This is a genomic window from Paenibacillus sp. EKM211P (assembly GCF_011066175.1).
GTDB lineage: Bacteria > Bacillota > Bacilli > Paenibacillales > Paenibacillaceae > Paenibacillus > Paenibacillus polymyxa.
The window spans coordinates 1-21895 of sequence record NZ_JAAMNS010000005.1 but is presented as its reverse complement, the minus strand read 5'-3'; the positions used below and the strand labels follow the sequence as shown (position 1 = coordinate 21895).

Annotated in this window: 10 protein-coding genes and 2 pseudogenes; 1 reads left to right on the top strand and 11 read right to left on the bottom strand. The window is 42.3% G+C overall.

All coding sequences use genetic code 11. From position 1 onward, the window contains the following. Positions 1–9: 9 nt before the first annotated feature. From G9G57_RS25850 to G9G57_RS26285, 5 genes and pseudogenes are all read right to left on the bottom strand, one after another. Positions 10–243: a hypothetical protein gene (locus G9G57_RS25850; RefSeq protein ID WP_238799280.1), complete on the bottom strand. Its 234-nt coding sequence runs from the start codon at positions 241–243 to the stop codon at positions 10–12. Positions 244–443: 200 nt separating this feature from the next. Next, positions 444–1214: pseudogene (locus G9G57_RS10490) on the bottom strand (SDR family NAD(P)-dependent oxidoreductase). A gap of 881 nt (positions 1215–2095) precedes the next feature. Continuing rightward, the gene (locus G9G57_RS10485; protein ID WP_202984224.1) at positions 2096–2428 is read right to left on the bottom strand and encodes a branched-chain amino acid transporter permease; all 333 of its coding nucleotides are present in this window, start codon (positions 2426–2428) and stop codon (positions 2096–2098) included. 18 nt (positions 2429–2446) lie between these two features. Further along, on the bottom strand, positions 2447–2743 hold the full coding sequence (locus tag G9G57_RS26290; RefSeq protein ID WP_185156683.1) for a hypothetical protein: 297 nt from the start codon (positions 2741–2743) through the stop codon (positions 2447–2449). Between the two features lie 75 nt (positions 2744–2818). Further along, entirely contained in the window at positions 2819–3052 is a 234-nt protein-coding gene (locus tag G9G57_RS26285; RefSeq protein ID WP_185156682.1) for a hypothetical protein, read from the bottom strand. Here G9G57_RS26285 and G9G57_RS10475 point away from each other — a divergent pair. Beyond that, positions 3016–3470, top strand: a pseudogene (locus G9G57_RS10475) (GntR family transcriptional regulator); the annotation flags it as partial. The gene G9G57_RS26285 and the pseudogene G9G57_RS10475 sit on opposite strands and share 37 nt — an antisense overlap. Before the next feature lie 37 nt (positions 3471–3507). Here the strand turns inward: G9G57_RS10475 and G9G57_RS26395 are convergent. From G9G57_RS26395 to G9G57_RS10445, 6 genes are all read right to left on the bottom strand, one after another. After that, positions 3508–3645, bottom strand: coding sequence for an IS3 family transposase (locus G9G57_RS26395; RefSeq protein ID WP_164964955.1), 138 nt, complete (start codon positions 3643–3645; stop codon positions 3508–3510). Next, positions 3621–3917, bottom strand: coding sequence for a DDE-type integrase/transposase/recombinase (locus tag G9G57_RS10465; RefSeq protein WP_257127106.1), 297 nt, complete (start codon positions 3915–3917; stop codon positions 3621–3623). Before G9G57_RS10465 ends, G9G57_RS26395 begins: the two co-directional genes overlap by 25 nt. An 886-nt stretch (positions 3918–4803) precedes the next feature. After that, a complete protein-coding gene (locus G9G57_RS10460; RefSeq protein WP_164964918.1) occupies positions 4804–7884 on the bottom strand; it encodes a cyclic peptide export ABC transporter in 3081 nt (1026 codons plus the stop codon). Then, on the bottom strand, positions 7799–12400 hold the full coding sequence (locus G9G57_RS10455) for a non-ribosomal peptide synthetase (protein ID WP_164964917.1): 4602 nt from the start codon (positions 12398–12400) through the stop codon (positions 7799–7801). Before G9G57_RS10455 ends, G9G57_RS10460 begins: the two co-directional genes overlap by 86 nt. A gap of 63 nt (positions 12401–12463) precedes the next feature. Then, entirely contained in the window at positions 12464–18145 is a 5682-nt protein-coding gene (locus G9G57_RS10450) for a non-ribosomal peptide synthetase (protein ID WP_164964916.1), read from the bottom strand. Positions 18146–18281: 136 nt separating this feature from the next. Continuing rightward, positions 18282–21895, bottom strand: a 3614-nt coding sequence (locus G9G57_RS10445) for a non-ribosomal peptide synthetase (protein ID WP_164964915.1), incomplete at its 5' end; no start/stop codon positions are given.

Here is a 21895-nt window from a genome sequence, read left to right as displayed (position 1 = left end):
CCCTTCGGATTAGTCTAAAAAAGCAATGTTGTTATTGTTATCAATATATTCATCAAGCTCCTTGTTCTCAGGGTATTTTGACTCATATGGTTGTTCAAAAAGCTCCTCTTGATAACTCCATTCTCCGTTTTCTAATTTAGAAATAAGCCTTCCTATAGACATGAAAGGATAATCTTTTAGTTCGTAATCATCCTTGTTTTTAAATGTCATTTCAACAATTTCAATTTCTCTATGTTTTTCCAACCATATCTCCCTTTTTTCTTTTGATATTAAGGTGTATGTTTATGTAATTATAGTAAATAATTAAAACATACTGAAAGGTGAATTCAGACCTTGAACGTGCCTAATTGATTTGATCTCTTGTATCAATTTAGACACGCTTTTGATTTTGCTACTTTATCTACATAGAATTTCAATTGCTGCACTTGAACTATACTTCCAACTTAGAAACCATAGATGCTTAATCCACCGTCCACCAGTAAGGTTTGCCCAGTAATATAATTTGCTGCATCAGACGCTAGAAAAACAACAGGACCAACAACTTCCTGAAGTTGGCCAATCCGACCGAGTGGCGTCCTGTCTTCAATCTCTTTCAGGTACGCTTTATCACTAAGTACTTTCTCCGTAAAGGTGTTCTAATGTACTAAGGCCCTACGGAATTCACGTGAATGCCATATTTCCCCCACACCAGCGCTAGAACCCTCGTCATATGGATTATCGCTGCTTTGGTAGCTCCATAAACAACCCCAGTTCTTAATGCGGTATGTCCGCCAACCGATGATATGTTAAAGATTCGTCCACCCCCATGGTCTTTTATATATCTGCCCGCGATTTGCGATGCCAAGAACCCATTTCAAGTTGGTCTGTACAATAGTATCCCACTGACTGTCTGTTACACCTAACGCAGGGGTTCTAATATTCATCCCTGCGTTATTAACCAGAATGTCCAGCCTTTCTACACGAGAAACTAATTCCTCTATTGCTCTTTCAACCTCTTGACGATCTGTAATATCTGCCGGAAGTATATAAGCTTCTGCTTTAGTATAATCTCGGATAATAGATGCGGTTTCTTCAAGAGCTGATTTGGTGCGCGGGACAAGTGCTACATTCGCTCCAGCTTCGGCCAACCCGACAGCGATGGCTCTACCAATGCCTCTGCCTGCTCCGGTTATAATAGCAGTTCTCCCCTGCAAAGAAAAAGATGGTAGGTACACGTTCATTTCCTCCTAATTTTATTTTTTTGTTTTTTTCAATACGCTTTTACACTAGGGATAATGAACTATGCTCACTAAGAAAAATTACTCCCCATATTAGACCAAAAACAGGAACTAAAAAATTGACGATCATGGTCGGCCGATAACCAGTTCAATTGGCTTTTCTTTTTTTAATGTGTTGAAGAAAAGATTCGATGGTAGCTGATTTGAGAAATCAACATAAGCATTATTCCACCTGGTATGACCCGCAGTTTTCATTAATACTCTGGCCCAAGTGCTGTCGAGCCGATCCGAATAAACAGGTAGGAAGCCCCCCAGAGCCCGACAATTTAACCAGCATGGTAAAACTTTCTTTCCCCCTTAGCTCTTCCTTTCTTTATCCCTCTTCTCAATTCATTTGATGATGGTTATTTACGAATTGCCTTCATTATATGGTATGATTGACTATAGATAAAATTGAGGTTTGACAGACAATTATCATTTTTTCCAATACATAGTTAGACTAGGAAATGGAACTTAGGACTATTATTACATTTTAATTTTTTTCGAAATAGGAAGTTATACAGAAGCTACCTCAATCCTAGGCTATACTCAATTTACTCTGATATCTCATATACAGACACTTGAAAAAGAGATCGAGAACTGTCCAATTTTGCGAACAGAATTTTATAGCTTACTCATTTAGGTAAAGAATTACTGCCGTTAGCAGCCAATTTGCTTCTACTCATGAGCATATAAAGATCATTCGAAATACCCAAGAAGCAAAAAGCGTCTTAAAAATAGCTGCACCCCGAATCTTGCATTTCCTAAGGGCAATGCTTCCTCACTGATGTACTACAACTGCATTTTATCCTTTCAATTTTCCTCCTATCCCTTCGTCTCTAAAATATAAACTGGACAAGGAGCATATAGAGCAGTGTACCGCTAGCAATAGAAAATAACATATCTCTTTTCCAATAATGAAGTAAAATAATAGTAATGATTGAAATTAGCTCTGGTGACCCGTGGTTGCCAGAAAAAAAAGCAACGTCTCTAACGCTATAAACAACAAGCAGGCCTATTGCTGCTGAGGGAAGCGCGGTACCAAGGTATTGGACATACTTTGGCGAGGGGCGTCCTGCTGGAAACAAAATAAAAGGCATGAATCGGGTCATCATGGTACCCAAAACAACCCTGCTAATAGTGATGATTTTCTCCAACAAAGTCATCGTCACGTCATTTCACCTGCTCGCTTACTTTAATTTGGCTCGCATACGAGATAGAACGATAAGCAGTCCCAACATTGATGGAATGATAAAAAAATTCTCACTATTAAAGATAAGCAGGCATAAAAAGGAAATTGCTAAACCGAGCAATGCACTGTGATGTGTACTTTCCTTCATCCATTGCTCCATAAAGATGACAACAAAAAGTGCAGTCATAACAAACTCGAGTCCTTCCATATTGATCGTAACTAGAGGTCCAAAGAATCCGCCGATTGCGGTACCAATTACCCAATAGCTATGATTAAGCCAGGTAACGAAAAACATGTACCATCCTTTATCCCTTCTTTAAGAATATCCGCTGTGTAATTAATGGAAAAGGACTCCTCGCACATCCCAAAATTAAATACACCTTCTTAAAGCTTGTTCCTTTAAATTTTTTCCAGCATAGATACCGTAAAATAAGTGCCGTGCGTTCACCATCAAGGTTAACAGCAGTGCTCCTACTGGATTAAATGGATCAATAAGTAAATTTACTTCAAAAAATTCCTTTATCGTAAAAAAAGGCAGAGCCATCAGAATCGCATACTCGGCACCGAATCCGAACAAGTTCATTAAATCAACTAAATCGTCCACTTTACCGCTCTCTCACCTTATTGCTCGAATATGATATCTCATATGGATTTTTGGCTCCGGGCACCAAACTTCCTCCGCAACGGGAACTTGCCGATTATCTGGATGTGAATTTCACCACAATTACGCGTGTATACAAGCTGTGCGAGCTTAAGGGATTAATCTATGGGGTAACCGGAAATGATATTTTGTTTCAACCAATGCAGCGCGTTCGATAACCATTTCGAAAGATCCGTGTTTAAAAGACTCTATTGACCTTGGCTTCGTTACCCCATTCGAGCAGACTAATGCTCTGGTTACAGATGTTGTAAAGAGTGTGGTGCAAAAGAGCTATCTAGAACAGTTATTGAACTACAATGATCCTTCTGGAATCCCTCATCAGAAGCTGGCTACGCTTAATTGGTTGAAGGATTGGGGTATTGCATCCAGTTGCTGGAAATGGACTGGCGACTGGTTATTTAGTTTTTTTGAATGCGAATTGAGTTATAGTAAGTAATGTAGTCTCGAATGGTCCCTTCGACGATGGGCGTCGTCGTACAGGTTAATCCTTCGAGATAGAACGTTTCAGACTTTAGTGTGGAATGAGACGATTCGATAGGGACATTTTATCAGCGGGCATACCTTTGCGGGACATGCTCATGGTAATGCCTTTTCCTTCTACAGCCTCTTGATATGCCTGAGATGTGTAAACACTGCCCTGATCGCTATGGAGCATCATACCTGCTAGAACGGGTAACTGATTGAGTGTGTCCAGTACAACCCCTGTGTCTTGTTTGCCAGATATACTGTATGCCACAATCTCTCCATTAAACAAGTCCAAGATACTCGACAGGTACAACATTTTTCCGCCAGACGGCAAATACGTAATATCTGCATGGAGGCTCGGCCTTAAACTGGCGCTTTAATAGATGTTCTGCTAAGTAAGCAGGCTGCCCTGTAGCTCTGTGTTTCTTTACCCTGACACGACATTGCAGTCCCTGGCGCTGTATAATCCTCTACACGTATTTGTGATTAATCTTATGCGCTCTTCGAAGCAGTGCCGTGATTTTCCGGTAACCATAGCGAAATTTTGCTGCCTGCAGAGTTCGCCAACCATGTAAACCTTGGATGTGCTCCCATAGACGGCTTTCCAGCGATAGTAGATGGCACGAGGAAGCCCAATCCATGCACAGGACTAAGTCACACTAACCCCCCCCCCCCCCGGATAGACTCGACCCACTCTACTACAATCTTTGGTGACTCCCCCTTTCCATCTCCTCGAACTTTTTTAGTGGATCTAGTTGTTGCTTCAAAAACCGATTTTCATCCTTTACCTTTTAGAGTTCAGATGTATATTCGGGTCCTTTGCCGTAGCTATATTGTTTACCGACTGGCTGATCCAACCGGTTCCATTTACCTCTGAGATACCATCTCATTCAGATTTTCACTTCTACTCGGTAGCTAACTCTTGTTGCCAACGCAAAAACACCTCCAAGATTGTCTCCATATCTTACGACATGGCTGCATTCTCTTTAAGGTGTTTAATTTGTCTCATGCTTTGGGGTCAGCACCAAACATAGATTGAACCTAGAAGGTACTCCAATATCTAGCCTCGAAATTACACGGGAATCATGCGAAAAAAAGGTACAGTCCCTCCATATTCCGAAGGGACTGTACTTTTTGTTCATGCGATAGACTTCTTCCTTAGACTCAAATACACAGCCTTCTTCTGCAGCATTGATCGTCTCTTGAAGAGGCTTAATTTAATAACAGAATTACTTGGGGACTTCCATCAAATCCCGTTGTTGAATGAGTTGTCCTAGTTCCATTTTGATAATATGATCCGCCACATTGAAATATCGGTCATCATGAGTAATCGCAATAATCATTTTACCTCTTCTTTTCAATTCAGGAAGCAAGTCCATATAGAAAAAATGTCTGAATTCCGGATCCTGATCTGCAGCCCATTCATCAAAGAGGCAGAACGGCTTATCTTCGATATAACTGATCATGAGGGCCAATCGCTTTCTTTGACCGGTAGATAGTTTTGTCGTACTGAATGCCTTGTTATGGATGTGGAGCTTGTCCTCGATCTTTAATAATTTTAGATACGTATGGATCTCCGCTTCCTTCTCCCCGCTATCGATTCCGTAAAGCTTATCGAAGATATAAAAATCGCTAAATATTGTTGAAAAATATTCACCTAATGATTCCGAGACGATCTCCTTACCCTGTAACTGAATACTGCCTTCCGTTGGACAATACAATCCCGTAATTAGCTTGGCTAAAGTCGATTTACCGCTTCCATTGCCACCCGTTATAAATGTAATCTCACCAGCCCGAAACGTATAGTTTATCGGACCAACTGCAAAGTGATCCTGATTTGTTGTCGGGTATACATACGCTACATCTTTCAATTTCAACGCGAGGCTAGACGTGTTAACTGCTATTCGCTTAACATGTTGATCAGAATCCGATGCTGGTATTTGCTTAAGTATGGCATTTACTCTTTTCCAACTCACATTGACCTGAACGATATTGGGAATCACATTTAATATCCCATGGATAGGTCCCGTCATATACAGAAGTACAAAGACATAACTTCTTAAGTTTCCACTTTGAAATTCCTTGAAAACAATAGGAAACATAAAAGCCACACTTCCAAGCGCCAGCGTAAACAGCAACTCGCCCATGACATTGACATTTATAAATTTCAATGCAGCTTGTTTTTTCTTTTCTCGATAGATAGCAGACGTCTGATCCATGTCCAGTTGGAACTCTTTCCTCTTTTTCGAATTTAACCTTAACTCCTTAAATCCGCTATCCAAATCGTTTATAAACTTCAAAAATACATTTTGGACATCCCTACTGGCTTCCATTAGCTTACCGGCCGATCTTCCCGCCAAAAAGTAAAGGCTCGCTATGAAGAGTATAATGCAGAGGCTCAGAAGTAATCCATATATGTTAATTACTCCTAAATAGATGAAACAGCATAGTAACGTTACGAAGCTAGCCACAGCTTGAGTCACGAAATTGGCGACATTGCTGATCACCTCCGTATCGTTATTCATAGCGGCATGTATTTTACCTTTGTCCATCTTCTCTATTTCCTCATAGGGACTATTTAGTATTTTATTTAATAATGTCGTCCTCAGCGAGTAAACCAAATCATTTGTCAACTTAACAAGCTTCGTACTCGATATTTTGAGTCCGATGATATAGATGGCAATCCCCAATACAAAGAATATAAAGAACTGGAATTGAAAACCCGCTCCTCTCCCAAGGCTTTCATTAATCATAAATATAATGAAGGAATTTCCTAAACCGCTCAAAATACTGAATAAAATAATACTTAAATACGGTTTAGCATCATGTTTCTTAAAAAGCTGCGTCAATATCAGATTGATATACATCAGCACTCCAAAGATTACAACGCCCCAAACCGCAGCTAATAAGGAACTCGGTGCCCATACCTGAACAAAACTCCATGTTACTCCATTAAAAAAGGTTTTTGGTGCTTCATACAGATAATATCCGATAACCCCTAAAACCAGTAATGACAACAGCAATGTTACAAATTCTTTTAGGCCAATTCTGTTATATTTTCTTTTACCCGAGCGCAGTTGAAGAATCACGAAGCTGATAGAAATTATAGAACCAAGCATGCCTAGAAAGGTCATTAACATGATTGCTGTTGCCGTTTTATCAAGGCTTTGATAAGTATCACCCGATAATGACATGATTTCAGATCCGTTTAACAGCTCGGCGATTCCGTTTGCAATATCTGCCGTATAGGATGAGTTCATATTGGCTAGCACTGCAATACCCATTAGTTTCTGCTGATTCAGCAGCATGTAAGAAGAATAGTTCGGATTGTTTCCCCCATGCGAAACTTCTTTTTTATTCTCATTTACATACCACCCGCTTGCATAGGTTTCCCCACTTTCATTTACCGTCGCATTCATATCCGGTTCGTGGGATTTACGGATCAAATCACGATCGAATTCAGTAGAAGACGTTGCACCTGTATGAATTTTCAACCAAGTCTCCATGGCATTCGCATTGGCAATAAAATAGCCTGCCGGCGTATTTCCTCTATACATCGGCGCTTCATACGGTCTAGCCTTGAGGAAACTTATCTTATAGCCTTTAGAAAAATCCTTCAAAGCAGCTTCTTCTCTAGATAAGTATATCTCTGTTAACCCTAGCGGATTCAGAATATGTTCTTGCATGTACTCCTCGAAGGGTTGCCCCGATACCGTTTGAATAAGATAGCCCAATACATCATAATTGATTGTTGCATAAGAGAATTTGTCCCCTGGAGGGGTATCCAATTCAATGCCAACCAGTGTTTTTACCGTTTGTTCCAACATATCCTCGGTTTCACCAGGAGGAATATCTGCTATCGTTTTAAAGGGAATACCGCTGATATGATGCAAAAGTTGCTCGATAGATACCTTCTGTTCCGTCCCTTTGTACTTCATCTTCAGCCACGGAATATACCGATCAATCGGATCCGTGCCATGAATAAGGCCTTCTTTCTCCATCTGCAGAATTGCCAATGCCGTAAATGCTTTGCTGTTCGAGCCCAGCTCAAATAGCGTTTCAGGGGTTACTGATTGGGAGGCTGACACGTCAGAATACCCAAATCCCTTCTTGTAAAGAGTGTGGTCTCCTTCGGTAATGACAACAGAGGCACCAGGTATATTCCCTTGATTCATTTTTTCTTGCACGAATGTTTCGATGCGACTGATTTGCGTGCTCGACAGCTCAGCCTGTGGCATCGCCTGTACAGGAATCACTAGAACGGACAAGAGTGGCATCATTATCCATATGATTCTTATTATCTTTTTCATCATGTCCCTCCCATACCTCAGCAAACAGAATATCCAGGTCGGCCTGCTCTAAATCTATGGCATCAAAATCAGAAGGCGTAAATTCTCTGGCTTCTTTGTTACAACAATGATCTAATAGCCTTTGAATCTGTGCGATAAATTCAGCCAATAATTGCGCAACCGTTTCTAATTTAAATTTATTACGACTATACTGTATCGAAATGCTCAATTTGCCTTCGATGATGATGACATTAATATCCATTAAACTCGTCAGGTGATTCGCTCCATCCGACTCATTCCCAGAATCTTCCTTCGCGGAAGCAAATACCGTTTGATTCAACGAAGCACCTAAATCGCCTAAGTAATTAAACCGAATGTGTTTATCCGAATTTTCATCAATCTCGTTTTGCATATACGTAATAATTCCGTAGTCGAGGCCTTTCTTCGGAACATGGCGGATCTGTTCTTTTAATCCTTTAATTTGTGAACTTAAGCTGTCACTTTCGACATACAAATTAACAGGATACATACTTGTAAACCAGCCTATGGTCCTTGATATGTTCACTCGATTCGAAATTTCTTCTCGTCCATGCCCTTCTAATTCAAAAGTGACTTTTGATTGCCCCGTATTTTTTGTCGCTGCGAATACCAATGCAATGAGCAATAATTCATGGGCTTCCGTACCGTAAGCTGCATTTGCACTTCTTGTTAATCGTTGGGTGTCTATCTCGTTAAGTTCGCCTTGAAGAATGGCGCATTGGTCTATTCGATCTGCTCCCCGATCATAATCAACCGGATATACGGCCCGATCTCTGCACACTTGCCTCCAATATTCCCGTTCTTCTGCCTGAATGTGATCTCCATAGTTCTGCATCTCTTGGTTCCAAACCTGTAAGGCGTGAGTTTTCGGTGACAGCTCTACAGGCAAACCATTGCGTTGTTGCTGTACGACTCGATTCAAATCTTCTACCAATATCGTCCAGGAAACCCCATCCATAATTAAATGATGTGCCGTGATTAATAGACGATCCCCTCTCACGGGCCCCAAGTGAATTAGAACCGCTTTTAACAGTACATCACGAGTAATTGACAAAGATGACTTCAACTGGCTTCCGATTACGCTCATTTGCACATCTTGCTGATCGTGTAATTGGTCACGGATGTCTACTTCATTGATGCGGAATTCATAATCATCCCTTAGATAACGACTGTTGTAATACAGATGATCTAACTTTTCATCATAGTTCATACGCAATGCATCATGGTGTCGGATTAATTCACGAAACCCTTGTTCAAGCATTGCGCATGTCACTTCTGGATCGATTTTTAGTAATAGCGACTGATTCCAATGATTGGAGTTGCTGAAATGTTGAGCGAAGAACCACTTCGCAATAGGATTGAAACCTATCTCTCCTTCAACTGGTCCTTGTTCCGCTTCAGAAACTTGTTCCGATTTTAAGTAAACTGCCATTTCTTCTATAATCGTATGTGACATCAGTTCTTTTACTTTAATTACCCAGCCAGAAGCGTTTAGCTTATTGGCTATTTGAATCGCTTTTATAGAATCACCGCCTAGCTCATAAAAATCATCCGTCATTCCTATTCTTTCAACATTCAGAACCTCTTGGATCACCTTGACAAGAATTTCTTCCTTCTCATTCCGGTAAGCCACATACTCCATCTGTCCGCGATCTTGAGGTTCTGGCAACTGGCGGGTATTCACTTTCCCATTCACCGTCAATGGAATTTGCTCCAGTCGTTCCATGAAAGCCGGAATCATATAGCCAGGCAAAAATTGCCGAAGATGATTTTTAATCTCTCGATCCGAGATTGCTCTGAGCGATGTGTAGTAAGCATAAAGCTGCTGTTTTCCTTGCTTATCCTCCCTATTCACTACGACGGCATCATAGATACCGTTCATTTTCAATAATTGCTCCGCAATCTCTCCTAATTCGATGCGATGGCCTCTAATTTTTACTTGCTCTTCTCCCCGGCCAATATACTCGATATTCCCGTCTCTTCGGAATCTAGCTAAATCCCCTGTTTTATACATGATACATCCATCGTGAAAAGGATTCGGAATAAATCGTTGTCTGGTTAATTCCGTCTGATTCATATAACCTCTCGCTACACCATCTCCGGAAATATAAAGTTCTCCGGCAAAACCAACGGGGACTGGCTTATGATTTTGATCCAATATATAGATTTGAACATTATCAGCAGGCTTTCCGATAGGGACCGATCCATTCGTATCCATATCCGCCTGAAAGCGGTAGATCATACAACCTACCACCGTTTCCGTTGGGCCATATTCATTATAAATTTCCAGCCCATTATTGAAATTTCTGTGTATTTGAGCGGCAAGACTGCATTTCAGATCTTCTCCGCCTACAATAAAGCGTTTTACTGTAGAACTTTGGTAATCGGTATCTTTAAGTAATGACAGGTGAGAAGGCGTCAATTTGAGAATGTTCGTTTTGTTTTCCCTTAGGATTTTGTACAGCACAAACTCCGATCCATCGTCATCATAAATATGAATTTGATTCCCATTGATTAACGGGGTAAAGAGCGAAGTAACTGTTAGATCAAATGAAATGGAAGAGTACAGCGCAAAGGCCTCATCCCAATGGTTAATATACATTTTTCTAGCCCACCAAATATAATTCGTCAGCCCTCGGTGTTCAACCATTACCCCCTTAGGAACTCCCGTTGAACCGGAAGTATAGATCACATAAGCAAGATCGTGAGGAGTATTCCATTGCCCTAAGTTCCCTGATTCTCCAGAATATAAATCCGGATTGTCCAGTTGTACGATTTCCCCTTTGAAATCAAATCTCTCTTCTATATCCATATTGGTCAGAATAATAGATATTTGAGAGTCTCTAAGCATATAGTTTATTCTTTCTATTGGATAGGCACTGTCTATAGGCACATACGCTGCCCCAGCCTTGATTACACCCATAATTCCAATGACCATTTCCAGAGAATGCGTGACCACGATTCCTACCCGCGACCCTTTTTCAACGCCGAACATTTGCAGCTTTCTAGCCAATTGATTTGCCTTTGCATTTAATTGCCAATAGGTCAATTTCTCATCTTTAAAAGTTAGAGCAATCCGTCCCGGGCTTCTGTCTACCTGCTCTTCGAATAGAATTCCAATATCCCTGTTGCAAGGATATATTGCTTCTGTTGCGTTAAAATCATAAATTAGCTTTTGTTTTACAGGACCCTGGACCACATCAATCTTTTCTATTGGCTGACAAGGTTCCAATACCACGCAGTCAATCAGGGACATCAAATACTCCCAGAGATCAAGAATTTGATCATCGGAATACACGGAGGTTAGATAATCAAATGCCAGAGTAAATTTTCCTTCTTGGTTCCATTCGTCAACGACCATTTGAAGCTCGTAAGGTTGGCTGCCGTTATATTGTTCGACCAATTCCACTGACATTCCGTCTACATCATAGTCAATCGAAGTGTTGTAGAAATTAATACAATGTTTGAACAAACTGTTATAACCCTGTCTTGTTAATGTCAAGTCCTTTACCAATAAATCATAAGGAAACTTATGATGCATGAAGCATGAGGAGATTTCTTTGTGAACGTCTTTCAACAATTCATGAAATGGCAATCCCTTCTTCATGTCATACCTAAATGCCATGGTACCGGTATACATACCAATAACTTCTTTGTCCATTTTGGTTGGCCGATTGAGTAGGGGGATTCCGATTACAAGCTCTTCCTCAGCCTGCATGGTACTTAAATACGTAAAAAATAAAGCAATAAAAAATGTATTTACTGAGCAGTGATGGCGATCTGCGAATGCTCGAATGATAGATGATTTCGTATCATCCATGAGAAATACCTGTCTTTTCCCTTTGATGTTCTCATGAACAGACATAGTCATGCTCTCAGGAATATTCATATATTTATCATTCCAAAACGCTTGATCCTTTAAAAATCTTTTAGACGCCAAGTAGGCCTGCTCTCTTTCAATAAATGAAAAGTAAGCATCATCAAATTGTTCATCGGCGTTGATGTTTCGTACATACTGTTCATATGCACTGCATATCTTTTTTCCAACAAGACCAAAAGACCAGCCGTCTGAAATTAGATGGTGCATTTTAAGAAATATACCGTTTTCATGGTCACTTATTTTAAACATAGCAACATAATATAGAGGGGCACTCGTTAACAGAAATGGCTTTTGCATTTCTTGTTCAGACCAACTGAAAAATTCCTCTTTGGCGTTCGAATAAACACTAAAGTCCAAAAAATCAATGGAAGCTGATGTCACTTCGAGATATTGAACAGCGCTCTCCTCTCTCTCAACAAATCGTAAATGAAAGGCGCTATTACTCTTCACCACGTGCTGTATACTCTGTTCCATCTTCTGAAAATCAATCGGCCCGTTCAGCTTTAAGTAACCGCCAATGGAATACAACGAGCTATTATCATATACATTGGACATATACCAAATTCTTTTTTGCGGGTGAGATAGTGGATATTCCCGTCTCTCCATCACAATCTCCATCTTCCATCCTCCTGATCTACTTAATGCGAACATCACAGCCACACACAACGATTACCGCCCTATTCATTCAAACTGCTCTAGATATTTCAACACGATCTCCCCCACATTATCTACATAAGGTGGCAGCAAAACGGTTTCATGATCCCCAGGTGTTTCGTAATATTCCAATGAACCTTTAACCATCTTTCTCCATAACTCTTCTTTGAATAACCTATGCTGGTTGTCGTATGCCTTTATGACAAGCGTAGGTGCACTTATAAATCCAAGATAAGCATAATTCGAGCGAACCGACAGTTCTTCCCCGAAAAATTTTCGAATCGTGTTTCTTTCTTTCAGAATTTCCAACTGACGATCTTTAGAAATTGGCTTGGCCTTTGGAATTAGATTCATAAAGGTTTCCATGGTGAACATTTTTTCTTTACGACGGATTTTGCGCAAAACTTCAATGACATTCAGAATACTTCGATACAAGAAAATAGATTTCCTCAGTCGATCCTCGATGAAGGCTTCTTCATCCAGTTGAAGCAACGCTGTAACCTTATCGCCTTGCAACTCCATGATATTCACAAGATCGTAGGACAAATAGCCGCCAATGCAATAACCTCCCAAAATATACGGGCCTTCGCTTTGGATCATTCTGATTTCCTTAAGATAGTCATGTAACATTTGGAAATAACTATCCGGAAAAGGCTCTTCTCCGTTTAAACCTCTTGGCTGGATACCATATACGCTGTATTTATCTTCTAGCAACTTAGCCAAATGCCTATAATAAAAAATATTTCCGTCCGCTCCATGTACAATAAAAATATTTTTGGGACTGGTACTCTTATTGATTTTGAAAACATTTTTAAACTGCCCATTCAAAGAGGAATCTATCGTAAGAATATATTCCGATAACTCTTGAATAGTTTTATATACCATTAAATCAGCGACGGATACTTCAACACCAAACGCTTCTCGAATACGATTCGCAACCTGAATGATCGTGATTGAGGAACCTCCGATTTCGAAGAAATCATCCTGTATATAAACCTCATCCAAGCCCAATATTTGTTTCCATATCTCCGCAATGGTATGGTCGTTGAAATTCCGCGGAGGAATTCTAACACGGTTCTCGCTACCCGTTTCCTCCAATTTCAATAACGCGGCCCGGTCCAATTTTCCGTTATTCGTCACAGGCAACTTCTCAACCCTCACGTATGAAGAAGGTAACATATAGTCTGGTAGCTTTCTTCTTAACTCATTTTTGATGGGCTGTATTTCATTGCCTTCCATGGCTATATACGCACAGATATATTGTGGTTTGCCTTTATCCCCTTTAACGAGTACCACAGCACCTTTAACATTCTCCTGACTATTAATGATACTCTCAATCTCACCCAACTCGATTCGATAGCCACGTATCTTGACCTGATGGTCGATCCGGCCCAAGTAATCGACGTTTCCATCCGGCATCCATTTGGCCCAGTCGCCCGTTCTGTACATCTTTTCCCCTTGTTCGTAGGGATTGGACACGAATTTCTCTGCTGTCAGCTCCGGACGGTTCAAATATCCTCTCGCCAGCCCCACGCCAGCAATATGCAATTCTCCTGGCACCCCGATCGGTTGCATCTTCTGATTCTTGTCTAATATATAGAATCGCGTGTTATCGATGGGTTGCCCGATCGGAACAACACGGATTGCCTCTTCCTTCGAACAAGGAAAGAACGAGACTTCCACTGTCGCTTCTGTCGGTCCATACAGATTGATCAATTCCGTTCCCTGCTTGCGATACAGCAATTGATTGAACGATTCTACTTGCTTCGGCAGCAACGCTTCTCCACTTGCAAAAACACGCTTTAACGTCACTAGTTTCTCACTTTCCTTACTGCCCTTGATCTGTTCTAGGAAAATAGTTAGCATCGATGGTACAAAATGCAAGGTCGTTATCTGATAGGCCGCGATAGCTTCCACTATTTTCGCTGGTTCCTTTTCGCCGCCGGGCTCAAGCATGGCAACTGCTGCACCTTGGAAAGACCACCAGAACAGTTCCCGCACGGATACGTCAAAAGTAAACGCTGTCTTCTGTAGAATCGTATCTCCCGGGCCAATCGGGTATTTCTTTTGCATCCAGCTCAATTGATTGATGACGGAATGATGCTCGATCATCACCCCTTTCGGTCTCCCTGTAGAGCCGGAAGTATAGATAACGTAGGCCAAATCGGTAGGGTGATTGATAGGCTCCAGATTAGATTTATCCCCGTCGTCCGATAATTCTTCTTCCAGATCCAGTTGTTGTATCCGCTTAGGAAGCGCATCGTCTTTACGTCCCCGCGTTAACAGGATTTTCGTCCCGCTGTCAGTCAGCATGTATTCGATCCGCTCCCGCGGAAAACTCGGATCGATTGGCAAGTATGCCCCGCCGGCCTTTAAGATAGTATAAATTCCGATGACCATCTCCAAGGAACGCTCCATCATAATACCGACAATCTGATCCCGGCAGACACCATGCTGCCTCAATTTTCTGGCGAATTGATTGGCCTTTTCACTAAGTTCGCGATAGGTGAGCGAGGCCTCTCGGAACATGACCGCTACCGCATCTGGCGTTCGTTCGACCTGCTGTTCGAATAATTGGACAAGTGTTGCTTGGTTCTCATACGGAGCTGTTGTTTGGTTAAAGCTCATCAGATGCTGACGATCTTCATCGTCTACCAGCTCGATCTCTTTAATAGGCTTATAGCCCTCTTCGCTAATTTGTCTCAGAATACGGACAAAGTATTTCATCATAGATTGAATCGTAGCGCGACGAAACAGTTGGCTTTTAAACTCCACTTCACAGATAAGCCGTTCATTATGCTCTAATATCACTAGAGAGATATCAAACTTCACCCTCCCACTGTCAACCAAGGCAGGTGTGATCTGTACCCCAGGAATCGTCAACTCTTTTAACTCGTTATTCTGCAATACCAGCATGACATCAAACAGCGGATTCCGGATCATATCCCGATTTACTTGAACTTCCTCCACCAGTTCTTCGTACGGGTAGTCTTGGTTCTCATAGGCTCCAAGAAGTTTTTCTTTCACTTCTTGAAGATAATCCTCAATCCGCTTGTCTCCTACGGGTTTTGTTCGGATCGCTAATGTATTAACGAACATTCCTGCCATGTTCTCCACCTGAGCCAGTCTTCTTCCAGCGATGGGAGTCCCAACGACAATGTCCTCTTGCCTACTGTATTTTGACAATAGGATACTGAACCCCGCCATCAGTCCCATATACAGCGTTCCACCTACCGTGCTGGCTACTTTCTTTAGTCCCCGTACCGTTTCTTCCTCAATTTCAAACCGGAATTTCTCCCCTTGGTTATCTTCTGTCTTCCCTCTGGCTCCATCCGTAGGAAGCTCAAGTACCGGAATTTCTTCCTCGTATTCCTTCTTCCAATACTCTTTTTGCTTTTCCCATGAACCCTTTTCTTTTTGTTCTGCTTCCCATTGGGCATACTCCTTATATTGAATGGGTTCAACTTCCAGAGCACCGTACGCGTATGCTCTGACAAATTCCTCTGCTAAAATTCCCATGGTAGTTCCGTCACTAATGATATGGTGCATATCCAGTAGCAGTAGCAATCGATCTCCTGTTTCGATCACTCCACTGCGCATCAAGGGCGCTTTAGCAAGATCAAAGGGTCGAATCCAACCGGCGATCACCTGATCTGTGTGCTCTTTACCTGTTGTCTTGATATACTCCATTTCCGGTTCAACGTTATCGTGAACTTTTTGGACGATAGACTCCCTTTCCATGTGAAAGCTTGTACGCAGAACTTCATGTTTCATGACTAAAGCGCGAATAGCTTGTCTTACTTTATCTAGATCGATTTCCCCTCGGAGTTCCAACAACATGGGCATATTGTAAGCTATGCTATTACGATTTAGATTTTGAATGACATACAATCGCTTTTGAGCGGAGCTTACAGGGTAGCTCTCCTTTTTTTCCAGTGGCGATAAAACCTCGACTGTCTTTTCACTACATTCCTTTACTTTTCCCCCTAACTCTCGAATACTCGGATGATCAAAGATATACCGCACACCCATCTCCACACCGAATTCTCTTTGGATAGCTCCGACCAACTGAATTGCTTTAAGCGAATGCCCACCTAACTCGAAAAAATGATCATCAATTCCTACTTGTCCCACGCCTAGAAGTGATTCCCATAGTAACGCCAGCTTCACTTCTACTTCATCACGCGGTTCGATGTATTTATTCTTATTTTTAACTTCTATATTGAGATGCTGTAAGGATTTCCGATCTATTTTCCCACTGGCGGTCAACGGGATTTGATCCATTGCTATAAAATAACTTGGAATCATGTAGTCGGGCAGCCGGCCTTTCATATATTGCTGAATCTCTTTATCTACAGCCGTCTTCGTTATCGTATAGAAGGCAACAAGCTCGCTCTCCTCATCTCCTTTATCCCGTGCGACGACGGCTACATCCCGAATGCCCTGGATTCCCATCATACAATGCTCAATTTCGGCCAGCTCTACACGGTATCCTCTGATTTTAACTTGATTATCTTTTCGCCCCATCCATGTGATAGATCCGTCAATTTCCAACCTGCCCTTATCACCCGTCCAGTATAATCGACCTAGCTCCGGATCTGTATCGAACACCTTAGTAGTATCTTCCGGTTTCCCCCAATACCCTGGAGCAATATAGGCGCTGGCAATAACAATTTCACCTACACCTAACGGCATCACTTCTTCATTATGCTCATTAACGACGAAGACTTGGGTTCCTTCTATCGGATCGCCTAACCGGATCGGAGTATCGGTGGACGAACCTGCAATCCATTGGCTGGAATTAAAGGAAGATTCGGATTGCCCATATAGATTTACCAACACCGGTCCATCAAAAAACGTCTCAAATCTGACAATATCTTGAAGAACGACATGTTCACCACCTAGCACCACATGGGTTAAATCATGGAATGACTCCCGTCCCCTTAATGCCAAACAGAAATGACGGTAAAGTGTAGGAACGGAATGCCAAATGTTTATTTTCTCCTGTTTCAACCATGCCAAAACATGATGAAATGAAGCTTCCTCCCGCATGTCTTTCGGATACAACGTAGCCCCGTGTAATATACCGCTGAAAATATCAATTACCGCAGCGTCATGGCTAAAGGAGGAGAACAGCGTCATCTTCGTGCCCGGTTGAATATTCATACGAATAGCGTATTGTCGAGCATAATAATAAATATTCTCCTGCTTTTGCATGACTCCCTTGGGATTTCCCGTAGATCCAGACGTGTATAGAATATAGGCTATTTCATTAGGAAATGCTTTCGCATCGTTGCTACTTATCTCTCCCACAGCGTCTACCGTATCGATGTTGATAATTTCAATCGTATGATTTAAGAAGCTTTTGACGGCGTAGGCCTTTTCCATATTTCTTGTGTTTGTGACGAGGATTTCTGCATGAGCATCTTCCAATATGTATTTCATACGTAGATCAGGAAAGGAATCCGAAAGGGGAATATAAGTCATGCCTGCTTTCAATACAGAAAAAACAGACACAATCATATCGATTCCCTGTTCGAAGAAAAGAGCGACATGACCTTTCGTATACGCCTGGCTTTTCAAGTAAGAAGCCATTCGATCACTTCGTTCACTTAGCTCCTTATATGTCATTTCTTTATGCTCGGTTCGAGCCGCAATACGTTCGGGATGCTTTGCTGCTTGTTTTGAAAATTCGGTAATCAATATCAAACTCGTTGCCTCCTCACATGAATTGAGCTAATATGCAACTGCCCCCAATCACATACTAACCCCCCATCTAATCTCCGGGGTCCCGTATTGGAGGCAGTTACTTCTTAATCGTTCTGAGCTTGCTTACAAGGTATACTTATTTCGTGCCAATTTTTCTTCTGTTGTTACGCCCCATATCAGCAATATGTTGATTCCCATCACCACTAATTTCCTGGATGAGATTCATGTACTGTTGGAATAAAAACTCCATACTGGCATCATCAAATTTGCTTCTGCGATACTCACAGGTCAACCGGATTCCTTCATCAGGCGACGGAATAACATAAAACACAATATCAAACTTTACCTTTAGATGATCGGAGGAATCGGAGTCATAGCCTGTAATTACCTGATGTTGCTCGGATATATTCAGAACATTTAGAAACACCTGAATCTCTGGATAAGGTATCCCTATTTGATCGAGTACCAGCTCCAACGGGTAAGACTGATACGTTACGGCCTCAGATACATGGCGAGCTACTTTATTGAAGAAATGGAAATAAGTCTCCTCTTTCTCAACCCATTCTCGTAGCAAGAGTGTGTTGACGAAACACCCCATCATTTGTTCACTCTCAACATGTTCCCGACCAGACACGGCCGTCCCTACCGTTATATCTTGTTGACCCGTTATTTTATTGAGAAGCACGTAAAGAGCGGACAAAAATACGGAGAATAGGCTTGCATTACTTTTCGCTGCCCATTCATTCAGTCTTCGACTCACGTTCACGTCCAGCACAGTACTCACATGACCGTCACTGCTCTCGTCCCTTTCATTCATTCGTACTGGTAGCATTAACTTTTCCGGAGCTTTCATCAGCTTACTTTGCCAGTAATTCAACGCTTCTCCCATATTTTTCGCGATCATCTGGTTTTGCCAACGAGAAAAGTCCTTATATTGAACCTCCAGAGGTTTCATAGCGATAGGCTGGCCGGTTCTCAATGCATCGTACAGTGCATTAAACTCTGTTCGAATAATTTCCATCGACCAACCATCCGAAATACTATGGTGGATACAGAAAATTACCTCGTATTGGTCTTTATCGACCTTCACACATTTCACCTTGTATAACGGCGCTTGTGAAAGATCGAATATTGTACGGTACAATTCATTTTTCAGCTCCGATAATCGTTGTCGTTTTTCTATGTGCGAGAGTTCCGATAGATTTTCGATTTCAAGTCCTACCGGGCGGAACGCTTCTATTCTTTGAACAATAACTCCTTGCTTTTCAATGAATGAAGTCCTAAAGCCTTCATGTCTTTGAAGCAGTGCATGGAACGCAGCCTCGATCCAAGCTTCCGCCGACTCTCCCTGTAAAGGGATCGTACCTGGCATATTATAGGATGTACTGGTTGGCTCCAGTTGGTTCAGCAGCCACATTCTCTTTTGTGCAAAAGAAGTTTCATAATGATCTTGATTCTCTATAGGTTGAATTTGATCGTCTTGCTCAGCAGGGCTGCTAATGATGCAACTTGCAATACCGCGGACAGTCGGATTGGAATAGAGATCCCGATAAGCAAGTTTGATATGCCACTCTTGTTGTATGCTAGCAAGAAGTTTAATGCCTTTGATCGAATGTCCTCCTAGTTCAAAGAAGTTATCATGGACACCAACAGCGTCTACCCCCAGGATATTCTCCCATATGCGTGTCAATTTTGCTTCCGTTTCGTTCGCTGCAGCTTCAAATTGATTCCGCCTTACAGGAGTTATATCCATGCTCAGCAGGGATTTTCGATCCATTTTCCCATTGTTCGTCACTGGAATATATCCGATTTCCAGCATCACTCCGGGAATCATATAATCTGGGAGTTCCAACCGTAGTCCTTCCCAAATCGTCTCAACCGATACATCCGTTTCTTTGACGATATAGCTGCAGAGGTATTTGCTTCCGAATTCGTCTTGCCGATCTAATACTACAGCTTCTCGGACCCCTGGCTGCTTCCTAAGAACACTCTCAATCTCACCTAGCTCGATTCGATAGCCACGGATCTTAACCTGATGGTCGATCCGGCCCAAATACTCGACATTTCCATCCGGCATCCATTTGGCCCAGTCGCCCGTTCTGTACATCTTCTCCCCTTGTTCATAGGGATTGGACACGAATTTCTCTGCTGTCAGCTCCGGACGGTTCAAATATCCTCTCGCCAGCCCCACGCCAGCAATATGCAATTCTCCCGGCACCCCGATCGGTTGCATCTTCTGATTCTTGTCTAATATATAGAATCGCGTGTTATCAATGGGTTGCCCGATCGGAACAACACGGATTGCCTCTTCCTTCGAACAAGGAAAGAACGAGACGTCCACTGTCGCTTCTGTCGGTCCATACAGATTGATCAATTCTGTTCCCTGCTTGCGATACAGCAATTGATTGAACGATTCTACTTGCTTCGGCAGCAACGCTTCTCCACTTGCAAAAACACGCTTTAACGTCACTAGTTTTTCACTTTCCTTACTGCTCTTGATCTGTTCTAGGAAAATAGTTAGCATCGATGGTACAAAATGCAAGGTCGTTATCTGATAGGCCGCGATAGCTTCCACTATTTTCGCCGGTTCCTTTTCGCTGCCGGGCTCAAGCATGGCAACTGCCGCACCTTGGAAAGACCACCAGAACAGTTCCCACACGGATACGTCAAAAGTAAACGTCGTCTTCTGTAGAATCGTATCTCCCGGGCCAATCGGGTATTTCTTTTGCATCCAGTTCAATCGATTGACGACGGAATGATGCTCGATCATCGCCCCTTTCGGTCTCCCTGTAGAACCGGAAGTATAGATGACGTAAGCCAAATCGGTAGGGTGATTGATAGGCTCCAGATTAGATTTATCCCCGTCGTCCGATAATTCTTCTTCCAGATCCAGTTGTTGTATCCGCTTAGGAATCGCATCGTCTTTACGTCCCCGCGTTAACAGGATTTCCGTCCCGCTGTCAGTCAGCATGTATTCGACCCGCTCCCGCGGAAAACTCGGATCGATCGGCAAGTATGCCCCGCCGGCCTTTAAGACAGCATAAATTCCGATGATCATCTTCAAGGAACGCTCCATCATAATACCGACAATCTGATCCCGACAGACACCATGCTGCCTCAATTTTCTGGCGAATTGATTGGCCTTTTCACTAAGCTCGCGATAGGTGAGCGAGGCCTCTCGGAACATGACCGCTACCGCATCTGGCGTTCGTTCGACCTGCTGTTCGAATAATTGGACAAGTGTTGCTTGGTTCTCATACGGAGCTGTTGTTTGGTTAAAGCCCATCAGACACTGACGATCTTCATCGTCTACCAGCTCGATCTCTTTAATCGGCTTATCCGCCCACTGGGTAAGCAATCCCAGCGTTTTCACATAATGACGGATCATTCTTTCGATCGTGGCCTGAGCATAGAGACTTTTCTTATATACAAGCACACATGCAAGACGGCCCTCGACTTCTTCCACACTTATCGTCATATCGAATTGAGCTTTTCCGCTATCAAGTCCCCGTGGCATGAACTTCACACCTGGACGTTCCATCTCCTTCATCTCGGTATTCTGCAATACCAGCATGACGTCGAACAGTGGATTTCGGCTCATATCCCTCGTTACACTTACTTCCTCCACCAGCTCTTCGTACGGATATTCTTGATTTTCATAAGCGCTTAGCAACTTGTCTCTCACTTCCCGAAGATAATCTTGAACCTTCTTATCCCCTTCTGGTTGTGTACGAATCGCTAAGGTATTTA

Bases quoted from the DNA above. Each gene is read 5' to 3' on its own strand.
- G9G57_RS26290 (WP_185156683.1), bottom strand. From the start codon at position 2,743: ATGTTTTTCGTTACCTGGCTTAATCATAGCTATTGGGTAATTGGTACC.
- G9G57_RS10460 (WP_164964918.1), bottom strand. From the start codon at position 7,884: ATGAAAAAGATAATAAGAATCATATGGATAATGATGCCACTCTTGTCC.
- G9G57_RS10455 (WP_164964917.1), bottom strand. From the start codon at position 12,400: ATGGAGATTGTGATGGAGAGACGGGAATATCCACTATCTCACCCGCAA.